This is a genomic window from Nocardia alba NBRC 108234, from assembly GCF_001612665.1.
GTDB lineage: Bacteria > Actinomycetota > Actinomycetes > Mycobacteriales > Mycobacteriaceae > Nocardia > Nocardia alba.
The window spans coordinates 79,330-96,701 of sequence record NZ_BDAX01000033.1; the positions used below are offsets into that span (position 1 = coordinate 79,330).

Genomic DNA, 17,372 nt, shown 5'->3' on the forward strand with positions numbered 1-17,372 from the left:
TTTCTGTCTGCCGATCGGGTGGGGTCGGATCGGTGGCCAACCCCACACCGCAGCCGCCGGCGCTCCGACCGGGCCGGTCGCCAGCCGCCTTGTACCCCGGTTAAGACCGGGCCGCGGGTGAGGTCGTCAGACCGGAACCCGGTGGATCGTTCTCACGGCGGGGTCAGGAGCGCACCAGGTACGGTCCTAGTCCTCTCGCAGTTTCATCCTTTCGCGGTAGGCGCGTTGTCTGCAGGCCGAGCTGCAGTATTGACGGCGGCGACCCTGCATCTTCGGCGTTCGGGACGGCCCGTACGCAGGGCAGGGGCAAGCCGCGCAACCGTAGTCGACTCCGAACGGATTCAGCGCTGATCTGTCCGGCGCGTAGAACTCCATGTCTCCGTGGATCGCGCAACTGGTACTGCGGATACCCTGGGGGGCCCATATGTCGTTCAGCAGCTCGGGATGCTCTTGTACGAAGCGGAGTACGCGGGCAGCGTCGTCGCTGTCCATCTCGTCTTGGTTCAGGAACACGAATTTCAGCCAACTGGCCAGGTTCTGGAACACCGAGTACTCGATAACCCCCGAATCCTTCGATTCGGGCGCCTGTGCGATCGGCATGCCCGTTGTCACGGCGGTCAGTAGGGCTTCGGTGTTGAACCGCCAGTCACGGTCGATCAGAATGTCCGCGAACTTGTCGGCAAGCTCTGTAGTCACCACGGTGTTCTCCACGGGCCCGCGGCGGCTGTGTGTGCGTCGGCTCACCGCTCCTCCTCTACAGTCTCGGCTTCCTGCTGCAACCCGGTCTGGTGGTCGGGGCCATCGTTGTTGCGTTGTTCCTCGGTATGGACGGGCTGGGCTGGTCCTGTGTCGTCGAGCTGTTCCTCATTGTCACTGGACTGCTGGTCCAGCGCTCGGAGTCCGAATGCGCTTGCGAAGGCACGAAATACGGCTACGACATCCGCGCGTGGTGCCAGGATCAGCGCGAGAACTGTGATGAGCACGACCGCGCCGACAAGCACGAGCAGCGCCCAAATGCTGGCGTTCGCGGCCTGCGCGACGGCGGTCAACACGGGGTTGAGCACAACATCCTCCGGAAATGACGAAAGCCCCCGGCGCAGATCGCCGAGGGCTTAGGGGGACGAGCAGGGATGTGCGGAGCAACAAAAAAGCCCGACCGCCAGGGTCGAGCTGATGGGCCACACACTTATAGCCGCTGAAGGGCAGCTTACCAGCTTGCTCGGTAGGGGTAAATCAGCATCCCAGGGCAGGTATTTGGAGGGGCTGGCTATTTCGTAACGCCGAAGCCCGTCGCCTGATCTTTTGACTGGAGACCACACCGGACGAGTTCGCCGCTACCGATGGAACGGGCTTGGCTGAGTAATCAGCCAGGCCTCGAAATCGGTTGGCTCGCCCGAGGATTCCCACAGCGTGTGTCCCTGGGCAACGGCGCGAACCCGGAGTGTCCCAGGCTCACGTCGTCACCGATCGTGCGGGTCAGGCGGCGCAGAACGATTAGCGGCCGCCTAGGAGGTCTCCCTGGTGGCCGCTAACTCCTGCACCTAATGGGAGAAGGCGCGGGCGGCTCAGTCGCGCACCTGGCGTTTGACTTTCCCGTCGCGGATGCGGGCGACGTACTCGCGTGTGAATCCGGCACGGCGGGCGACCTCGCTGGGTCCGAATTTCGTGACGCCGTCGACGATCGCGTCGAAGAGCTCTTCGCGGGACTGCTGGTAGCGGGCCTTGTCGGCGTGGAAGGTCTTGCCCGCGTTCTCGATGCGGTCCAGCAGTGGAAGGTCGGCGTCCTCGGCATCGGTGCTCATCCCCTGAGTGTAAACGGTGGTAGCGAACAGTGTTGACATGACACGGGACGCTACCTAATGTGAACAGTGGTCGCAACCAATGATCGCGACCACTGTTCACATTCGAGTTTCACTCTCACCTTGGAGCCTCCATGACCACCGCTCCCATCAGCGCCTTCCCGGCCACCGACCCCCGCCACTACACCGGCGAGTTCGCCGACTACTGGGAGGACCGCGAGGATCTCGCGTCCTTCGCCGTCGCCGCGGTCCTGGCCGCCGAGTCGGTCCGCGCCACACTGCTCGGCCATCACCGCCGCGCTGGTGACCTGCTCGCCGCCGCCGAACGCGGCCTGCCCAGCGACCCCGCCGTCGCCAGGAGCTGGGCCTCGGAACTGTGGGCGCTGCGCAGCGCGCTCGTCGCCGGACCCGACCCCGAGCAGAACGCGCCGATGTGGCTGCGCGGCGCGCACCTGGCCGACGCGCTGATCGAGAACCTCTACACCCCTGACGATCTGGTCCTGGAATGGCACCTGGACCGCACTAGGACCGCACCGCTGTGGCGGAGGCGCGCGACCAGCCGAGATGCCCGTGAGTACCTGTTGTCGGTGCAGTACGACCCGACCGACCGCTACACCCTCGGCGTCCTGGCTCTGGACCGGCAGGCCGGGCGGGTTCAGCTGCTGCGCACGATCTACATCGGCGGCGCCTTCGGTGACTCGGCCGGTCGGTGGCTGGTCGTGGACACCGCCGACACCACCCTGTCCCCTGCCCTGCGCCCCCACAAGGCGCTGAGTACCACCGAGCGCGACCTGCTCGCGCGGGCGGCGGATCTGAGCGCGATCGAGGACAGCTGGGTCGAAGAGTTCGACCAGTTGATGGGTCGCTGGATGCGCACCCTGATCGAGGCCGGTGCGGCATGAGCCTGCGCTCGAACGTCTACTTCGGCGGATTCGGTGGCGACACCGTCGGCTGGGAACAGGTCCCCGGTCTGACCGGCCAGATCTATGCCAACCACTCCGATATCTGCGTCGAGATCCACGCCCTGAACTTCCCGAACATCATCCATCTGCCGCCCGGCGACGTGCGCGAGATCGACCTGGCCACCTTGCCGTATGCCGAATTGTTCTGGGCCTCCCCGGCATGCCCTGCCTGGACCGACGCCGCCGGGAAGAAGCGGCACTTCGACCAGTCCAACCAGTACTCGATGCTCGAGGACAGCGAACTCGGCCTGGTTATCGACGACCCGGCTGAGTCGCGGTCGCGGTCGCTGATCGAGCAGATCCCGCGCTACCTGCGCGCGATGGCCGCCCGTGGCACCCCGGTGCTGGGCGGGGTGATGGAAAACGTGATCCAGTGCCGCCGCTGGGACCGGTGGGCCGAATGGATCCGCTCGATCGAGGAGATCGGGCCCGGCTACAACGTGCGCGTCATCGCGTTGAACTCGATGCACGCGATGCCGCGGCTGTGCTCGCCCGCACCGCAGAGCAGGGATCGGCTGTATGTGGCCTACACGCTGAAATCGTTGGGCCGGACCCCGGATTGGGACAAATGGCTGCGCCCGAAGGCGTACTGCACGGGCTGCGACAAGGTCGTCGACGCGATCCAGTCGTGGAAGAAGCCCGGCCAGGACATGGGCCGCTACGGCATCGCCCATGGCCAGTACGTCTACCGGTGCCCGTCGGGGTCGTGCCGCAACGCGATAGTCGAGCCGTTCACGACCCCGGCCTCGGCCGCGATCGACTGGAGCCTGGACCCCGGCGCGGTGATCGCCGACCGTGACAAACCCCTCGCCGCGGCGACGATGGAACGCATCCGGATCGGGCTAGAGCGCTACGCCGGTGAGGCGATGCTCAACCCGGCCGGCGGGACCTGGCGCACCGCGGCGACACCGTTGTCGGAGCCGATGCCCACGCGCACCACCCGCGAGACCGACGCGCTGGTGCTGCCGCCGATGCTGGTGCAGACCTCCAAGCGCTCCACCCAGCCCGCCCGCGCGATGTCGGCGCCGATGCCGACCCAGACCACCCGCCGCGAGCTCGGCGTCGTCCTGCCGCCGTTTCTGACCTCGCTGCGTGGTGGCGGCAGCAAAACCGCCACCTACGGCATCGACGAGCCTTTGAGTACTTTCTCTGCCAGCGGGTTTCACCACGGTCTCGTTGGCCCGCCCCAGGACCGTGCTGATCTGCTGGTGCCCTACTACTCGACCGGGGTGGCCCGGCCGGTCTCCGAGCCGATGGGCACGCTGACCACCCGTGACCGCTTCGGGGTGCTCGGCGTCGACGAGGTCAACCGGCTCGCCGGGCAGTGCACGTTCCGGATGCTGGAAATCCCGGAGATCCGTGACGGCATGGCCTTCCCGAAAGGCTTCCGCATGATCGGCGACAAGCGGACCCGGGCCCGCGGGCTCGGCAACGCGGTCACCCCGCCGGTCTCCGAAGTGCTGGGCTGCGCCCTGGTCGAGACCATCACCGGCGAATCGATCGAGCGTTTCGCCTCCTGAACATGGCGGGACCGGGGTGCACCTAACACCCCGGTTCCGCCGCACATCCTTCCAGATTCCCGATCCCACTCCCCGGAGGAACCCAGATGATCGACACCATCGGCACTCTCACCCGCGCCGACCTGCAAGACCTCACCGACGGCGACTACACCGCCGAGGCGGCCTGGCTGCTGACCACGCTGATGCACCACGGCCTGGTCGAGGTCGACGACGGCCAAGGACGGCTGCAGGCTGACGCCCCGGTCCCGCGGTGGCTGCACGCCGCACTCGACGGCGTCGACCTGCGGGGGCCGGAGATCCCTGGCGAGTGGGCCACGTGTTTCGCACCGGTCGACTGGCCCGCGCTCGTGGCCGCTCACCCCGACGACCTGCGCCCGGCCGTCGAGCTCATGGAACTCAATTCCAGCCCTAGCTGGGCAGCCACGTGCGAAGCGGTGAATCTGCTGGCGCCGGCGTGCTCGCCGCGTCTGTGGGTTGCGTTGCTCGTCGAACCTACCGGCGAGCTCAGCCTGTACGCGCTGGGGCTGATCGGTGATGGCCTCGACGCCGAGAGCGATTCCAAGATCATCGCCGCAGTCGACGCACTACTCGGCTCGGAGCGCCACGGCACCGAGCAGTTGCACGTGAACAGCGCCACCGACTGGCAGCTGTTCTGAAAACCATAATCACACCGAAGGACTTCCCGATGGCATCCGCCGAGAAGGTCGCGCACCGCCTGCGGGCGTTGCCCAATCTCGATCACTACGAAATCCACGTCGGCTCACTCACCTCGAACCATATCGACCGAACCATCGCCATCCGAACCGCCAGCGCCGTCATCACCGGCCCCCTCGCCTCGATCAGCGAATCGCTGATCGAGGGTGGCGCCCGCGTGCTGCTGCGAATCCGCACCGACAGCACCATCGGCGAACTCACTCTCGGCCTGCACCCCGCACACCTGATCACGGTCCTGCCGCCCCACCACACGCTGACCGTGGCCATCGCCCCGAAACCCAAACCCGACTGCTGAGCAGGCGGAACAGACCATTGACCTGTTCTGCCCTGCCCTTGGCCACCTGCGCGCCCGAAGGTGGCCAAGGGCCTACCGGCCGTAGCCGTTCGGCCTGTGAGCGCGCCGATCTACGACTTGTACATATTTATGTACAAGAATATGTACAAGCGCGCTATGGTGGGGACATGACATTCCCGAACGTGATGCCGGTCAGCGAGTTTCGCGCCGAGGCAACGAAGATGATCAAGCACGTGGCCGCGAACCCCGCCCGGCGCGTGTACGTGGGTGCGAACCGTCGCCCTGAGGCGGTCCTGATGTCGGTATCGGCCGACATCCCGCCAGGAGTACGCCAGGCACTGCTCGACACCTGCTTCTCCTACCTGGTCGAGCACTCGCCCTACAGCTGGGCCTCTGACGGAGGACTGCTGCACGTCGGAGACGACTTCGGCGGCATCTTCGCCTGGCTGTGGCGCTGCGACCAGACCGAGGCCATGGACCACCTCGAGCGTTTCATCCGACTGCTCCGCGCCAGCGAACGCGCGCCCAGGGTCCAAACCCTCGAAGACGTGCTGGTCGCTATGCAGTTCGCCGTCGACCTCACCGACGAGGAATATCTCGCCATCCGCGCCCGCGCCCGTACCGAACTTGCCGACCGCTTCCCCGTCGAGTGATGCGACACTCGATCACCCATAGCCGCAGTCGAATTCGCAAGGCGCCGGATTTCTCAGGTCTGGACCTCACGCGCCGGTCCTTGCCGGTGGTCGAGGTCGTCGAGGGCGGTCACGATCAACTGACGGGCCTCGCGGCCGTAGACCGCGGACCGTTTCAGCTCCTCGAACATCCGCGCGTAGAGACCGATCTCGGCGGGCTGGCTCACCTGAATGGACGCGGTCGGGGTTTCCAACGCGACCAGGTCGTCGTCGAAGATCCAGAACCCCGCGCTGCCGACGCCGCCGCGTTCGCGCATCAACGGGATGATGCCGAGCGAAACCTGCGGCAACGCCATCACTTCGAGCAGGCGCCCGAGCTGGCCGGCCTGCACCTCGGCCGAGCCGAACCAGGTCCGCAGGGCTTGCTCCTCGAGGACGATGACGAACCGGCGCCCGCCGCGCTGCACGATCCGCTGCCGCGCCATCCGGATCGCGACCGCGTCCTCGACATCGTTCGGCGTGGCCAGGAACCGGATCCAGAACCGCACCATCGCTGCCGCGTACTCCGGCGTCTGGAAAAGCCCTGGTACGACGTTGTGTTCGTAGATCCGGAACACCGTGGTCGCCTCATACCGCTGCGGAGTGTGCGCACCGAGGACCCGTTTCATTCCGGCGCGGGATTCGCGCCGGTGCTCGGTGTAAGCGGAATCGACCGCGTGCAGTGTCGCGACCAGGTCGGGTTCCTGCTCGCGCGCACCGGCCAGCCGACACCAGTCGCCGATGTCGTGCACGGTCGGCAGCTGACGAGCGTTCTCGATCTTCGACACCCGCGTGAAGTGCTGCCCGGTGGCCTCGGCGAACGTGCGGATAGTCAACCCGGCACCACGGCGCAGTTCCCGCAGGCGGTGACCGAGTGCGCGACGCCCGTCCTGGGCCGAGCTAGACGGGCTGGTAGTCACGGTGGCGGATTGCCCACTGCCACACCGTCTCGAACGCCGTGCGGCACAGCTCGATATCACCGGGGTCGGTCGAGGTGACCTTGTCGGTGCCCAGCCCGTCGCCGGAGTAGTGCAAGAAGATCACCACCGCGTCGTCGAGCAGGTAGAAGTCGTTGCCCGGGATCGCGACCGAGTCCAAGCGCGAGCGCGGTACCCACCGGATGTCCTCGCCCGCGGCGACCATCGGGCCCGCGATCGAGTGCGACCAGCGTTGATACGCCGAGAGCGGTTCGGACACGACCCGGGCCCGGCGCACCGTGCGCCCGGCCGCGGTGTGGGCGCGCAGGTTGGTACACCAGTCGCCCAGCCACGCCAGGTCGTCGGGTTCGCCGGCGGCCCACTTGGCCATGTACGGCAGCTCGATCTCGGTGCCGTAGGCGTCGCGGGTCTCCAGATGCACCGCGCTGGCGGTGAAATCGGTCAGTAGCCGGTCGAATTCGGCGTCACTGATTGCTGTCACTGGCGGCCTGGGCTTCTTGGGTGAAGAACGGGACGAGCCGGTCGGGGATCTCCACGCACGATTCCCCCTCGGGAATGTTCATCTGGGCCAGGATCTGCGGATCGGTGACGACCCAGCCCTGCACGATCCACCCGGTGTCGGTCTTGTACAGCGTCGGTGATCCGGACGGGTTCGAGCCGGGATCCTTGGCGACGAACGTAAAACTCATGGTGGCCCCCTGCCAACGGTGTTGCGCGATATTTCTGCTGCTCGTTCATCCTGGTCGCCGGGGTGCGGGTGGGTCAATGGGCCAATGTTGCGCAACATTTCGCAACATTGTTCCGTCGCGGTCGCCTCCGCTCTTAGCGTTGTGGCCACGCCGTGCGGCGCCGGTCCGACGTGCAGTCACCGGTGTCGTGGGCGCTCACTTTCACCGCCGCCGAGGAGGCCCGCGACCGATGAGCCATAAGACCCGCCGGGTGCCCGCCGAGCTGACCGAGCGGGCGCAGCGCCGATCGCTGGCGATCAGGTGGTCCGACGAACCGCCGACCGGGTGGGAGCTCTACACCCCGTTCCGGGTCGTGTGCCACGGCACCCTCGACAACGTCGACGACTGGTTGACCGCGGCCGAGGCCACCGGCCGATGATCACCTTCGGGTACCTACTCGCGGTGGGGATCCCGCTGGTCGTGCTCGTCGCGGCGATCCGACCTCGCTGGTAGCGGAAGCCGCGGAAAGTCCATCGCCCAGCCATGCACTGCCTGGTCAGCTCGCCACGACGGCGAAAGTCACGTCGTTGGGGTCCATGCCGTCGGCTTGGGCGGCCACCCGGTCGAAGACCTCGATGACGCGCATCGCCGTGGCGACGCCGTCGAGTCCATGGCGATCGTGCAGCGCGACGAGCAAGGCCGTGACCTCGTCCTCGTTTCCGAGGATGTGCGCGAGGTTGATCGCGTGCGCCCGGCGCAGGATGTCGCGCAGAGGGCTGCTCGTTACGGTCATCGGTTGATCATCGAGCAATCCACCGCACACAGGCACCGAAACGAACACCGCCGCAGTCGATCTCGATCTCGCGTACCAGTGCCCGCAAGGCTCGCGAGCGTAGGTTGTCGACCATGACCATCCCTGTAGAGACCTTCGCGTCGGGGATTCTCGACGCCGCAGCGAGCACCCTGACCGGGGGTTAGCCTGTCGTCATGACATCGGGGGATCTCGACGCTTTGGCTATCGCTCGCGAGCAGCTCCGTCATCTCGCGGACGGGCGGCATCTCGACGATCCGCAGTTCCGGCTGCAGCTGGGTCTGCTGGCCGCCCAGATCGCCTTGGCGGAAAGACTTCCCGCGGACCTCCCGCTTCCGGCAGACCTTTGGCAAGAGCAGCAGATCCCGCACCCGCCGGTGACCGTTGGCGAGTGGGATCTGCCCACGATCCAGCGCTTCCTCGAGGGGCTGCCCGATACCGGCATGAAGACGCTGCGGGCTCTGGTCGCCGAGGGAGGCAGCGCTACACCCGCGCGCATCAAAGAACTCATCGGCATGAAGAGCCTGTCGGGCGTGAAATCGGCACAGCAGAATGCGTTCCGGTTGATGCCCTCACAGCCGCGGCCGCCCGGATGGCTCATCGAGAAGAAGCACACCAACAACAACCAAGACGCCACGATCGAGCGATACTTCGTCCGCTCGGCCCTGCTGCCCTTGGTTGCCGAGGCGCTCGACCAGATCGACAGAGACATCCGGTAAGCAGGCATGTCGGCCACCGGATCCGCGGTCCACCCCGTCGCCTCAGTCGATCTCGATCTCGCGTACCAGCGTCCGAAGGCGTTCTTCTTCAGCATCAGATACCGGGGTGATCGCGTCGGTGATGGGCAGCAGCAGGGTCATCGGGCGCGATCGCGCATCGACGACAACAGCGCACTCGACCGCGGCAAGGACGTCGCCGGTCTGGGTCAGCACCAACGCGGTCAACTGTCCGGGGTAAGGCTCGCCGATGCGTAAGCCACGCGTCGGCCGACGAGACCGACGACCGATACTGACTCGCCGACGCGACGCTGTCGGCGAGAGATCGGGTCCGGCGGTCAGCGTGGCAATTGGGGACCGTGTCGGCGGACCGGATGGCCCGAGATTCCCTGTCGAAGGATCGCCGCCGCAGCGGGTGGCACTTTTTCTAAGGGCGGGTATCTACCCAAGCTTGAGAAATATTTCATGACACCCACGTACTCGGCCCAGCCTTCCCTCACGAGTTCTCGGTCTCGCCCCTCGTGGCGGGTGCTCGGGTCTGCGTCCCGGTAGGCGGCGATGCGGCGACGCAGCCCTCGCGCCGCGATCTCCTCCCGACCTGTCATCGGCAACCGCACGTAGAACATGGCTGACGACACCGGGCCCTCGCCATACCGAACCTGTAGCTGTCCGGCGCGCTGCAACGACAACGCGGCTCGCCTGTACGCGACCCTGACGCTGCGAGTAGAGCCCCGCCCGTAAAGGGCGAGACTCTGGCCGCGGCCCGAGAGGCCTCCCTGGTATCCGGGGTTAGGCCAGGGGTTGGCCAGGTCGCCGCTCAACGTGTGCCACAGGTCCGGCAGGTGCACGCAGCGCACCAATCGCAGCCGCCGAAGGATCTCGCGTTGTCGCACGCCTGGTCCTCTGCTCATGCGCCAAATCTAAGTGTTGCCACTTTTTTGTAGTTGCCACGGCGTCGTCGCGAAGACTGGCCTCGATCGAACCGGCGACGAGTCGAAGATCCGTCGCCGGTTCGCCTTACGCCTCGAGCCCCGCCCGGAACAGGAGACCGCATGGCAGCCGACACCGCCGGCGCGACAGATATCCGAGTTCGCGCACCGCGCTTTCGCAGCGCCTGCGGTGTGTCCTTCGTCGACCGGTCTGCACTGCCCGGTGGTCCCTCGTGCCAGGTCTTGCGCGGCAGCGTCATCGACGCCCTGCACACCCAGCGCAACTCCGACAACCTCACCAGCATCGGCGTCTAGAACATGGCCCAGGACAACTACGTCACTACTCGTCGGAAAACTGCTGGATCGCACCGTTTTCCCAGCTCAATCGCCCGCCGACGCCAAAAGTCTTCTGGCGGTGGCCTGTCCAGGACTTGCACAACCCTCGATTCGGGGCTGGCGGGGTCAAACCCCGTGGGGCGCCTCAGTAAGATCCCAGATGTTCGGCAAGACCCGAGCGCAGCACGAGTTACACCTCCTCCGACTCCACGCGACTTACCCAGTTCGAGTGTGGAAGGAGGTGATATCGCGAATGCGCAAGGAGACATCGAACGGGCCGCAAGGCCACGGCGAGAACCTGTCGTTCACCGAGCAGCTGCTGCTGCTGGTGATCGGATTCGGCTTCAACGTCGCGTTGGTATTTCTGCCCATGTTGTTGCCCGCTGAGGTGACATATGTGCAGCTGTGTACCGACCCGACGATTCCTGTCGAGTCGGTACACGCCAACTGCTCGTAGCGGGTGGAACCCTGAGAAAGTGCTCCCGCTGAGCAACCCCGGCCCCGGCTGTCTATTAGGCAGTCGGGGCTTTTCTACGTCAAGGGGTCGACCCAGCTAGACGGTACCATCTGTGACGTGGCTCACAGTGGGGGGATATAGTAAAACGCGGCTCGCCGACGTCCACAGGTCACGTTGCACCACGATGAATCTCGCTGCTCAGCGAGGGTTTTCCGTGAACCGCGGCGCGCGGGCCCGCTTTTCGCGGAACCGCCCTACACCGCGGTGGAGGGCGGCCCTTTCCGGTGTGGCCGGGGGCGTGGAAGAACCTGCCTCTGACCCCCGATAGCGCTGGCAGAATCACCGCTGTGATCGCATGGTTCGCGCAGCAACCCGCCGGGACGGCGACTGTGGAATGGAAAGACTTCGGCCCCTTCGCCGCTGGGCTGGGAACTCTGCTGGCGGCATTCGTTGCTGGCTGGTTCCTCTCACGCAACAGCAGGAAGACTCCGTACGACCGCCTGGAGCAGCTCTCCAAAGCCCGCGCCGAATGGCCGGAAGAACTCGAAGGGCGGGGATCGCTGGACCGCTCGATCGAATACGCGCTGGCTCGAATCCGCTCGCTAGAAGGCCCAGCAATCCACGTGCACCTCACGATGGAGGCGCGGCGGGCGAACCAGAAGGTTGCGAATGATCATCTTGGCGAGGCCATGGGGGGGCTGCTGTTTCTGGTGGCGTCCGCAGCCATGGTGCTGCTCGTGGTATGGGCTCGACCGATGATCGGCGACGACCCTGTCTATGCGGTGAAGGTCGTGACGGTCACGTCCGTCGGATTAATCATGTTTGGCCTGTACGGGCTGTTCAGGACGGCATGGCACGGGTGGCAGTGGTGGCGGTGGAGACGGCAGTGGCGGCCTTCTGACCCTCGATAACGTTTCCATGCGGCTCGGTGGCTAGACAGCGGAAGGCCGGGACTGTGCAGTCCCGGCCTTCCGATGAGTCTTAGGTCTTCCAGATCACCTGGACCGAGTGTCCCTGTTCGGTTTTCCCGAATTCGATAGAGCTGTGGTCGTTCACTTGCCCGAGCCCCCACAGGACAGCGGCGGTGAGCAACGCTGCGGCGGTCCGCGCGAGGATGCGACCGCGCATCCGATCGGTCCTGACCCACGGCGAGGAACCTCTTCCGTCCTTCTGTCCCGCCATCTCGGAACCGTTATTGCTCTCGCGAACCATTGTGTCCTCCCTTGATCTGCCGCATGAACTGCACTGACACCCCGACTGCGCTGGTCGAAGCCAGGATTACACGGCTGTGAGGGACGTTCCAAAGTTGAGAGATATGAAGAGATTTACGGAGAAAACAGTGGAATACGGCGCTAGCTTGGTGGTGTGGCTCGCCGACAGATCCCCCTCGCTCCCGACCGCCATCGCCGCTGCAGGCATCGCAGTGAGCGTCCTGTGGAAATGAAGTCTCTCGGATCCGGAGCCGCCTGGGCTCGCGAGTGTGGGTGGGTCGACGCGCGATCGGGATGTCGACATTCCTGATCGCGCGTCGACCGGAACCGGGTCAGCGGTGTCGAGGCCTGAACAGGGTCACACCGGTCGTCCCACGTTCTGCGGGAACTGGCCTTGATAGTTGCCGGGCGGGGTGTAGCGGGCCACGATGAATTTCGACGCAGTCGACGGGAAGATGGTGCCGGCGGGGCAGTCGGCGACCGCGACCGCGACCTGGGTGGTGTTCTTCCACACGACCTGGGTGAAATGACCGGTGGCCGCGGAGAAGCCAGGGTTGTCGTAGTCGTACTGCGCGGCCTCGGCCATCCAGGAGTCGACCGCCGTGGCGGCCGTCGCGTTCGGATTCGTGGTGGCGTAGAGGTTCTCGCCGTACTGCCCGCCGGAGTTGGAGTGCGCGAACACACACATGTTGGCGTATTGCACGGTGCTCGGGTACAGCTGGGCCGCCCACTGCAGGGGTCCGGCGCCGTGCTTGGCGCGCGCGGTGTTGTGCGCGGTCAGGGACTGATCCGACCAAGCGTCGGCGTGGGCGGGCGCGCCGCCCAGGATGGTGGCGACCGCTACCGCGACCACCGCCGCGGGCACCCATGCCCGAGTGTTCTTCATTGCGATTCCCCTCTCGGCCCGCCGTGGCGGGCGATCCCGACCGAATCGAACAGGTGTGTGCGGGCCGCAGCGTAGCGACCCCTTCACCACGGATAGCGAAAGAACACCACCTCAGTCGCGGCGCGTCGGCCACCACCGATCCGGCGACACGACGAATCCGTCGCCGCTACCGGAATGTGCCTGTACGCGTGCGCCGGGTTCGTCATACTTGTTGCTTGTTGCTTGTTGCTTGTTGCTTGTTGCTTGTTGCTTGTTGTCGGGTAGCTGCGGATCTGCTGGTGTTTCTCCGGTGGATCGCGGTGTCCCGTTGACAGCTCTTCGGTACGGGTATGTACCCCGGGATCTGTTCGGGGACATGCGTTCTGACGAGGTGCCCGGTACCTGCGTTTCCCGCCGCCGGCACCCGTGAATTTCCCAGCGTGAGAATCCTCGTCACCGCCACATCACACGACCCGCCACTGGTGGTCCGGTCGTGTCGTGTGTGCCGGTGGCCTCGAACGACGGAAGGGGCAATGTCATGGACGAACGACCTGACGACGCGATCGCCGCAGGCGGGCAGGCGACGGCCAGCAGCGACCAGATGGAGGGCATCGACTCGGGCCCTGCGTTCATCGCCGACTGGGACAACCGCGGCCAGACCACGCGACTGCGATACATGGACGAGAACAAATCTCAATGGACGTTGCAGTACGACATGCCGTTCATGATGTGGTGGCTGCCCCGCACAGGCGACATGTACTACCCGGTCGGGCTGTGGGACGGCAAGGACGCGATGCCCAAGGACCAGGTGTCCAAGGCCGACATCGTGCAATGGCGCATCCGCGGCCCGCATTCCTTGGAGCACCCGGAAGATCCCCAAATGGGGGGGCACCTGTTCTGGCCGTTGCAGTGGCGTCAGGGCACCGGCGTCTGGAAGGACGTCCATCAGCGCAAGGGCGCCAACTACTACCTGTCGGTCGACGGCCACACGACGATGCGGGGTGTGCGCTACGTGAAGCAGTACGGCACGCCCTACTACGCCTTCTATATGGACATCGTCACCAAGGGCGACGCGTGGATCTCCGACGAGACCACTACCGGCAGCATCCGCATGCAGAGCTCGGAGAGCCGCCGCGCCTACATCGTCCCCCGTCGCTTCGGCAGCAGCATGGACGACCCGTTCGGCTCCGCGACGACCTTCTACAAGAGCACCCTCGCGGGTATCGCCTGACCCCACCGGCGGGGTGCAGCCCCGGCAACCACCGCGGCCCGCACCCCCGCCGGCGCAGGTAGGTCGCGGGCTACCTGATTCGAGATCGGCGCTCCCGCTGGGGGATTCCGGTTCGACGCCGCTGTGGACAGGTTTCGGTAGCCCACCCAGAACTGGTCCGCCGCGGTAGCAGGCGGCTGCGGCGAATCGTTGCGTACGCGGCCGGTGGCCGTACCGTCCGCGCGTGTGAAGAGCAAGTTCCGGCCGCAGATTTCGTGTCACCCCGTCCGTGCGTGCTCTGAGCACAGGGGGATGCGGATCTCGGCACCGTCCACCGATAGGAGTGTGCAATGGGATCAGTCCTGGCGAATGCGGCCGAGTCGCTCGGCGACAAGGTCAAGATCAGTGGGATCGCGCGGAACAGGGAATCGGTCACGGTGACCTTGGAGGTCGTCGTCGCCGACGGCAGCGGGGGTGGGACCGGCATTACCGAGCTCACGGGATTGCAGATCGGAAACAGCAGCAGCGGCTGGTCTGTGGTCGTGCCCTCCAACCGCAGCCCCGGCCCCTTCCACGACGGCGGCACGGTGCTCGTGCAGACCATCATGCGCAACCCCGCCGGCGAGACCATGTACGTCGACGGCATCAACTTGCCGATCGGACAGTCCCCAGCCGAACGCGCCGAAGCCGCCCGCAGGGCCGCCATGCTCGCCGAGGCGCAGATCCAGGACAAGGTGAACGACTGGGTAAACACCGCCATCGTCGAGGAGTGCAAAAAACACGGTCGCAACCTCGCCTTGTTCGAGGCGCACCCTCTGAACGATTGGGCTGTGCAGTCCTACAAGGAGAACGGGCGGTTCCCCGACGCCGCGTGGGTAGCGAAGACCTACGTGGACACTGGTAAGTGGCCGACCGTCCAATGATCGTGTCGGCCCGCGGGTTTCAGCACCTGCGGGCCACCGGCCCACTTTCTGCTCCGACCCCGCCTCGGCCGCTGACGCAACCCGGTCGTGTGCCACCACGCGGAACTCTGTGACGCGGATCGGGTGTTCGGAAAACGACCGAGGCCCGAACGCGGTTCTGTCGCCATGCATGGTCCCGAAGCTGCGCAGGTGCGGTGAAACGTGCTCGTGCGCAGATAGATCAGCGGCCTGAAGCGGTGTCCGGATGGCACGATCTCCGGCATGAGACTTCTCGGGGGGCTGGTCGTCGCGATTTGGATCGTGGTGTCGGCGAGCCCGGCGACGGCCCAGGTGGGCACGACACCGCCGGCCGCGCCCAGCTCGGCGCCGACGGCTACGAGTACGCCGTCCATCACAGTGGGCACCACGGAGAGGATGCCCACCTCGGATCTGACCGGGTTGAGCCAGCCCGACTCGGTTCTCGCTGCCGGTGTCCTGGCGTTGGGGGCCGCGCTGCTCGCTTTCATCGGCGTGATGGCGACTCGCCGCCAGACCGGCCGACACTTCGCTGCCACGCACGAGCTGGATCAGATCAAGGCACTGCGTGAGCGGTACACCACATGCGCCGAGCAGCTCGCCCACGACGATCCGGCAGTCCGCACGGCAGGTGCGTACGGACTGGGCGCTCTCGGCGACGACTGGTTCGCCCGAGCCGTGCCTCAAAAGCCCACTCGTATGGCCAGATTTCGGCGCGTAGGCACCCGAAGGGCGCAGCTTGATGCCGCTGCGCAGCACCGGCAGGAAGTGCAGGTGTGTGTCGAGCTGTTGTGTGCCTACTTGCGTTCTCCTATCCGGGCGTCGGCAGATTCTGGGCCCCGTGGGGCGATTGTTGCGGTGCTCGGCCAGCGGTCCCGCCGTTCTTCTATCTCTTCTATCCGGGTGTCGGCAGATTCTGGGCCCCGTGGGGCGATTGTTGCGGTGCTCGGCCAGCGGTCCCGCCGATGGCGTTCGCTGGAACTTGTTTTTGACCTGCTCGCCGTAGATCTGAGCGGGGCGAACCTGCGCGAGGCGCACCTGAGCCGGGCGAACCTGCGCGGGGCGAACCTGCGCCGGGCGAACCTGCGCGAGGCGAACCTGAGCGGGGCGGATCTGTTCGGGGCGAACCTGAGCGGGGCGCACCTGTTCGGGGCGAACCTGAGCGGGGCGAACCTGATGGGGGCGGATCTGAGCGGGGCGTACCTGCTCGAGGCGAACCTGAGCGGGGCTGAACTGATCGGGGCGGATCTGCGCGGGACGAAGCTGGGTGGCGCGAACCTGAGTGACGTTTCCCACGGTGGGAGTACCCAGTGGCCGAAGGGGTTTCCAACGCCGGTGGGGCCCACACTGGAGACTGCCTGACTTCGCGTCCACAGCTGGGACGTTGCGAGTGTTCGTAAAACGATCGTTTTACGACACTTGAACGACACCTGCACGGCGGGCCCCGTGCCCGGGGCTTCGGCGTCGGTCGGATCGACTCGATACGCGTCGGCCGTTGTCAGAGCCTCGTGATCTGGCTACGGATGCAAGTCAAGCTCACAGGCCGACGGCCAGCCTCAATCCGTGACGGTCATCTCAAGAAGAGCATCTTTCCGTAGTTGTCACCGAGCCAAAGGTTTTTGAGGCCCTCCGGTTTGCGGAAGAGGGCGGCGACCGTGAAATGGTCGCCTTGCAGCGTGTAGTCGCGGTCGGTGCCTGTATAGACGAGCACCCAGACGTCGGCGAGATTCCAGCTGGGGTTGGAGCCTGCTGTCTCGAAGCGAATGTAGACCGGGCTCTGCGACAGGTTGGTGGTGTCGAGGGTGAAGCCTACGCGCGGGTCGTTCCCGTGTTCGGCAATCGATCCGAACACGTACTTGTCCCATGCGCGGATGCGATTTTCCCATTGGATGCCCTGGTCGAGTTGTTTGACGGGCGCCAGGCCGAAGACGTAGCTCAGGTCGGAGCCGCGTTCGAAGTCGTCCAAGCGTGAGTTGACGCCGAATTCGCGTCCTGCGAGGCCGAGATAGACGCGGCCGTTGGTGCCGGCGCCATCGACATCGCTGGTGACGATCCGGCATTCGAATCCTGAGATTTGAGTCATGCCTGATGCCCCTCTCGGTGCTCCCGGTCATACAGTTTAGTCCCGCAGCCGATCGGTACACCCTGTCGCTGGTGGCGCGATCTCATCTCAGATGAGACACCGGGGCGCCGAGCGCGATCAGCCCAAGTTCGCGACGAGGAGACCTACCGCACCGTGCTCGACTCCGTACTCGCGCACTCCGGGCTGCGCATAGTCGATCACCTCGTCTTGAACTGAGTGACGACCATCCGACCCCGGCGTACCCTCATC

At 65.7% G+C, this 17,372-nt stretch carries 24 protein-coding genes; 13 read left to right on the forward strand and 11 right to left on the reverse strand.

Annotated elements, in window-relative coordinates; translation table 11 throughout:
- Positions 1-186 precede the first annotated feature (186 nt).
- The 3 genes from NA12_RS28600 to NA12_RS28610 all read right to left on the reverse strand — a co-directional run bounded on the left by NA12_RS28600 (position 187) and on the right by NA12_RS28610 (position 1,802).
- The gene (locus NA12_RS28600) at positions 187-711 is read right to left on the reverse strand and encodes a hypothetical protein (protein ID WP_067458284.1); all 525 of its coding nucleotides are present in this window, start codon (positions 709-711) and stop codon (positions 187-189) included.
- A 29-nt stretch (positions 712-740) separates the two neighbouring features.
- The gene (locus tag NA12_RS28605; RefSeq protein WP_067458287.1) at positions 741-1,064 is read right to left on the reverse strand and encodes a hypothetical protein; all 324 of its coding nucleotides are present in this window, start codon (positions 1,062-1,064) and stop codon (positions 741-743) included.
- 501 nt (positions 1,065-1,565) lie between these two features.
- The gene (locus NA12_RS28610; protein ID WP_067458290.1) at positions 1,566-1,802 is read right to left on the reverse strand and encodes a hypothetical protein; all 237 of its coding nucleotides are present in this window, start codon (positions 1,800-1,802) and stop codon (positions 1,566-1,568) included.
- Positions 1,803-1,933: 131 nt separating this feature from the next.
- Between NA12_RS28610 and NA12_RS28615 the strand changes: the two genes are divergently transcribed.
- From NA12_RS28615 to NA12_RS28635, 5 genes are all read left to right on the forward strand, one after another.
- Positions 1,934-2,701, forward strand: coding sequence for a hypothetical protein (locus tag NA12_RS28615; protein WP_067458293.1), 768 nt, complete (start codon positions 1,934-1,936; stop codon positions 2,699-2,701).
- Positions 2,698-4,281: a DNA cytosine methyltransferase gene (locus tag NA12_RS28620; protein ID WP_067458296.1), complete on the forward strand. Its 1,584-nt coding sequence runs from the start codon at positions 2,698-2,700 to the stop codon at positions 4,279-4,281. The genes NA12_RS28615 and NA12_RS28620 overlap by 4 nt, the downstream gene beginning before the upstream one ends.
- Positions 4,282-4,367: 86 nt before the next feature.
- Positions 4,368-4,937, forward strand: coding sequence for a hypothetical protein (locus NA12_RS28625; protein ID WP_067458299.1), 570 nt, complete (start codon positions 4,368-4,370; stop codon positions 4,935-4,937).
- 29 nt (positions 4,938-4,966) lie between these two features.
- Positions 4,967-5,290 carry a hypothetical protein gene (locus NA12_RS28630; protein ID WP_067458302.1) on the forward strand — a complete coding sequence of 108 codons (324 nt, stop codon included), beginning with the start codon at positions 4,967-4,969 and terminating at the stop codon, positions 5,288-5,290.
- Positions 5,291-5,457: 167 nt separating this feature from the next.
- Positions 5,458-5,943: a hypothetical protein gene (locus tag NA12_RS28635; RefSeq protein WP_132370360.1), complete on the forward strand. Its 486-nt coding sequence runs from the start codon at positions 5,458-5,460 to the stop codon at positions 5,941-5,943.
- 53 nt (positions 5,944-5,996) lie between these two features.
- On the opposite strand, the gene NA12_RS28640 is transcribed toward NA12_RS28635, so the two are convergent.
- Genes NA12_RS28640 through NA12_RS28650 form a run of 3 tightly spaced genes read right to left on the reverse strand, consistent with a single transcriptional unit; the run spans position 5,997 to position 7,588 of the window.
- Positions 5,997-6,881: a helix-turn-helix domain-containing protein gene (locus NA12_RS28640; RefSeq protein ID WP_067458308.1), complete on the reverse strand. Its 885-nt coding sequence runs from the start codon at positions 6,879-6,881 to the stop codon at positions 5,997-5,999.
- Positions 6,862-7,380, reverse strand: a complete 519-nt coding sequence (locus tag NA12_RS28645; RefSeq protein ID WP_067458311.1) for a DUF6879 family protein — start codon at positions 7,378-7,380, stop codon at positions 6,862-6,864. The genes NA12_RS28640 and NA12_RS28645 overlap by 20 nt, the downstream gene beginning before the upstream one ends.
- On the reverse strand, positions 7,364-7,588 hold the full coding sequence (locus NA12_RS28650; RefSeq protein WP_067458314.1) for a hypothetical protein: 225 nt from the start codon (positions 7,586-7,588) through the stop codon (positions 7,364-7,366). The genes NA12_RS28645 and NA12_RS28650 overlap by 17 nt, the downstream gene beginning before the upstream one ends.
- A gap of 229 nt (positions 7,589-7,817) precedes the next feature.
- On the opposite strand from NA12_RS28650, the gene NA12_RS33920 reads away from it, so the two are divergent.
- Positions 7,818-8,006 (forward strand): hypothetical protein, encoded by a 189-nt coding sequence (locus NA12_RS33920; RefSeq protein WP_132370362.1) that lies wholly within the window; start codon positions 7,818-7,820, stop codon positions 8,004-8,006.
- A 117-nt stretch (positions 8,007-8,123) separates the two neighbouring features.
- Here the strand turns inward: NA12_RS33920 and NA12_RS28655 are convergent, their stop codons facing one another.
- Complete coding sequence (locus NA12_RS28655; RefSeq protein WP_132370364.1) at positions 8,124-8,360, reverse strand: hypothetical protein; 237 nt, start codon at positions 8,358-8,360, stop codon at positions 8,124-8,126.
- A gap of 194 nt (positions 8,361-8,554) precedes the next feature.
- On the opposite strand from NA12_RS28655, the gene NA12_RS28660 reads away from it, so the two are divergent.
- Positions 8,555-9,097 (forward strand): hypothetical protein, encoded by a 543-nt coding sequence (locus NA12_RS28660; RefSeq protein ID WP_067458321.1) that lies wholly within the window; start codon positions 8,555-8,557, stop codon positions 9,095-9,097.
- Positions 9,098-9,139: 42 nt separating this feature from the next.
- Here NA12_RS28660 and NA12_RS33925 read toward each other — a convergent pair whose 3' ends face one another.
- Complete coding sequence (locus NA12_RS33925) at positions 9,140-9,322, reverse strand: hypothetical protein (protein ID WP_132370366.1); 183 nt, start codon at positions 9,320-9,322, stop codon at positions 9,140-9,142.
- A gap of 824 nt (positions 9,323-10,146) precedes the next feature.
- Between NA12_RS33925 and NA12_RS28670 the strand changes: the two genes are divergently transcribed.
- From NA12_RS28670 to NA12_RS28680, 3 genes are all read left to right on the forward strand, one after another.
- Positions 10,147-10,338, forward strand: a complete 192-nt coding sequence (locus tag NA12_RS28670) for a hypothetical protein (RefSeq protein ID WP_067458327.1) — start codon at positions 10,147-10,149, stop codon at positions 10,336-10,338.
- Positions 10,339-10,612: 274 nt separating this feature from the next.
- Positions 10,613-10,816 carry a hypothetical protein gene (locus NA12_RS28675; protein ID WP_067458330.1) on the forward strand — a complete coding sequence of 68 codons (204 nt, stop codon included), beginning with the start codon at positions 10,613-10,615 and terminating at the stop codon, positions 10,814-10,816.
- Between the two features lie 347 nt (positions 10,817-11,163).
- Positions 11,164-11,727 carry a hypothetical protein gene (locus tag NA12_RS28680; RefSeq protein ID WP_067458332.1) on the forward strand — a complete coding sequence of 188 codons (564 nt, stop codon included), beginning with the start codon at positions 11,164-11,166 and terminating at the stop codon, positions 11,725-11,727.
- A 70-nt stretch (positions 11,728-11,797) separates the two neighbouring features.
- On the opposite strand, the gene NA12_RS33930 is transcribed toward NA12_RS28680, so the two are convergent.
- Positions 11,798-11,998, reverse strand: a complete 201-nt coding sequence (locus tag NA12_RS33930; protein WP_132370368.1) for a hypothetical protein — start codon at positions 11,996-11,998, stop codon at positions 11,798-11,800.
- Between the two features lie 387 nt (positions 11,999-12,385).
- Positions 12,386-12,913 carry a CAP family protein gene (locus NA12_RS28685; RefSeq protein WP_084473177.1) on the reverse strand — a complete coding sequence of 176 codons (528 nt, stop codon included), beginning with the start codon at positions 12,911-12,913 and terminating at the stop codon, positions 12,386-12,388.
- 517 nt (positions 12,914-13,430) lie between these two features.
- Between NA12_RS28685 and NA12_RS28690 the strand changes: the two genes are divergently transcribed.
- The 3 genes from NA12_RS28690 to NA12_RS28700 all read left to right on the forward strand — a co-directional run bounded on the left by NA12_RS28690 (position 13,431) and on the right by NA12_RS28700 (position 16,402).
- Complete coding sequence (locus tag NA12_RS28690; RefSeq protein ID WP_067458338.1) at positions 13,431-14,123, forward strand: hypothetical protein; 693 nt, start codon at positions 13,431-13,433, stop codon at positions 14,121-14,123.
- Positions 14,124-14,452: 329 nt separating this feature from the next.
- Complete coding sequence (locus tag NA12_RS28695; protein WP_067458341.1) at positions 14,453-15,025, forward strand: hypothetical protein; 573 nt, start codon at positions 14,453-14,455, stop codon at positions 15,023-15,025.
- A gap of 414 nt (positions 15,026-15,439) precedes the next feature.
- On the forward strand, positions 15,440-16,402 hold the full coding sequence (locus NA12_RS28700) for a pentapeptide repeat-containing protein (RefSeq protein ID WP_243655151.1): 963 nt from the start codon (positions 15,440-15,442) through the stop codon (positions 16,400-16,402).
- Positions 16,403-16,610: 208 nt separating this feature from the next.
- Here the strand turns inward: NA12_RS28700 and NA12_RS28705 are convergent, their stop codons facing one another.
- Positions 16,611-17,123 carry a hypothetical protein gene (locus NA12_RS28705; RefSeq protein WP_067458347.1) on the reverse strand — a complete coding sequence of 171 codons (513 nt, stop codon included), beginning with the start codon at positions 17,121-17,123 and terminating at the stop codon, positions 16,611-16,613.
- Positions 17,124-17,372: the final 249 nt, after the last annotated feature.

Coding starts and splice junctions, on each gene's coding strand:
- NA12_RS28635 (WP_132370360.1), top strand. CDS start 5,458: ATGACATTCCCGAACGTGATGCCGGTCAGCGAGTTTCGCGCCGAGGCA.
- NA12_RS28690 (WP_067458338.1), top strand. CDS start 13,431: ATGGACGAACGACCTGACGACGCGATCGCCGCAGGCGGGCAGGCGACG.
- NA12_RS28620 (WP_067458296.1), top strand. CDS start 2,698: ATGAGCCTGCGCTCGAACGTCTACTTCGGCGGATTCGGTGGCGACACC.
- NA12_RS28615 (WP_067458293.1), top strand. CDS start 1,934: ATGACCACCGCTCCCATCAGCGCCTTCCCGGCCACCGACCCCCGCCAC.
- NA12_RS33930 (WP_132370368.1), bottom strand. CDS start 11,998: ATGGCGGGACAGAAGGACGGAAGAGGTTCCTCGCCGTGGGTCAGGACC.
- NA12_RS28705 (WP_067458347.1), bottom strand. CDS start 17,123: ATGACTCAAATCTCAGGATTCGAATGCCGGATCGTCACCAGCGATGTC.
- NA12_RS28630 (WP_067458302.1), top strand. CDS start 4,967: ATGGCATCCGCCGAGAAGGTCGCGCACCGCCTGCGGGCGTTGCCCAAT.
- NA12_RS28655 (WP_132370364.1), bottom strand. CDS start 8,360: ATGACCGTAACGAGCAGCCCTCTGCGCGACATCCTGCGCCGGGCGCAC.
- NA12_RS28625 (WP_067458299.1), top strand. CDS start 4,368: ATGATCGACACCATCGGCACTCTCACCCGCGCCGACCTGCAAGACCTC.
- NA12_RS28700 (WP_243655151.1), top strand. CDS start 15,440: ATGCCCACCTCGGATCTGACCGGGTTGAGCCAGCCCGACTCGGTTCTC.
- NA12_RS33920 (WP_132370362.1), top strand. CDS start 7,818: ATGAGCCATAAGACCCGCCGGGTGCCCGCCGAGCTGACCGAGCGGGCG.
- NA12_RS28660 (WP_067458321.1), top strand. CDS start 8,555: ATGACATCGGGGGATCTCGACGCTTTGGCTATCGCTCGCGAGCAGCTC.
- NA12_RS28670 (WP_067458327.1), top strand. CDS start 10,147: ATGGCAGCCGACACCGCCGGCGCGACAGATATCCGAGTTCGCGCACCG.
- NA12_RS28685 (WP_084473177.1), bottom strand. CDS start 12,913: ATGAAGAACACTCGGGCATGGGTGCCCGCGGCGGTGGTCGCGGTAGCG.
- NA12_RS28695 (WP_067458341.1), top strand. CDS start 14,453: ATGGGATCAGTCCTGGCGAATGCGGCCGAGTCGCTCGGCGACAAGGTC.
- NA12_RS28650 (WP_067458314.1), bottom strand. CDS start 7,588: ATGAGTTTTACGTTCGTCGCCAAGGATCCCGGCTCGAACCCGTCCGGA.
- NA12_RS28610 (WP_067458290.1), bottom strand. CDS start 1,802: ATGAGCACCGATGCCGAGGACGCCGACCTTCCACTGCTGGACCGCATC.
- NA12_RS28675 (WP_067458330.1), top strand. CDS start 10,613: ATGCGCAAGGAGACATCGAACGGGCCGCAAGGCCACGGCGAGAACCTG.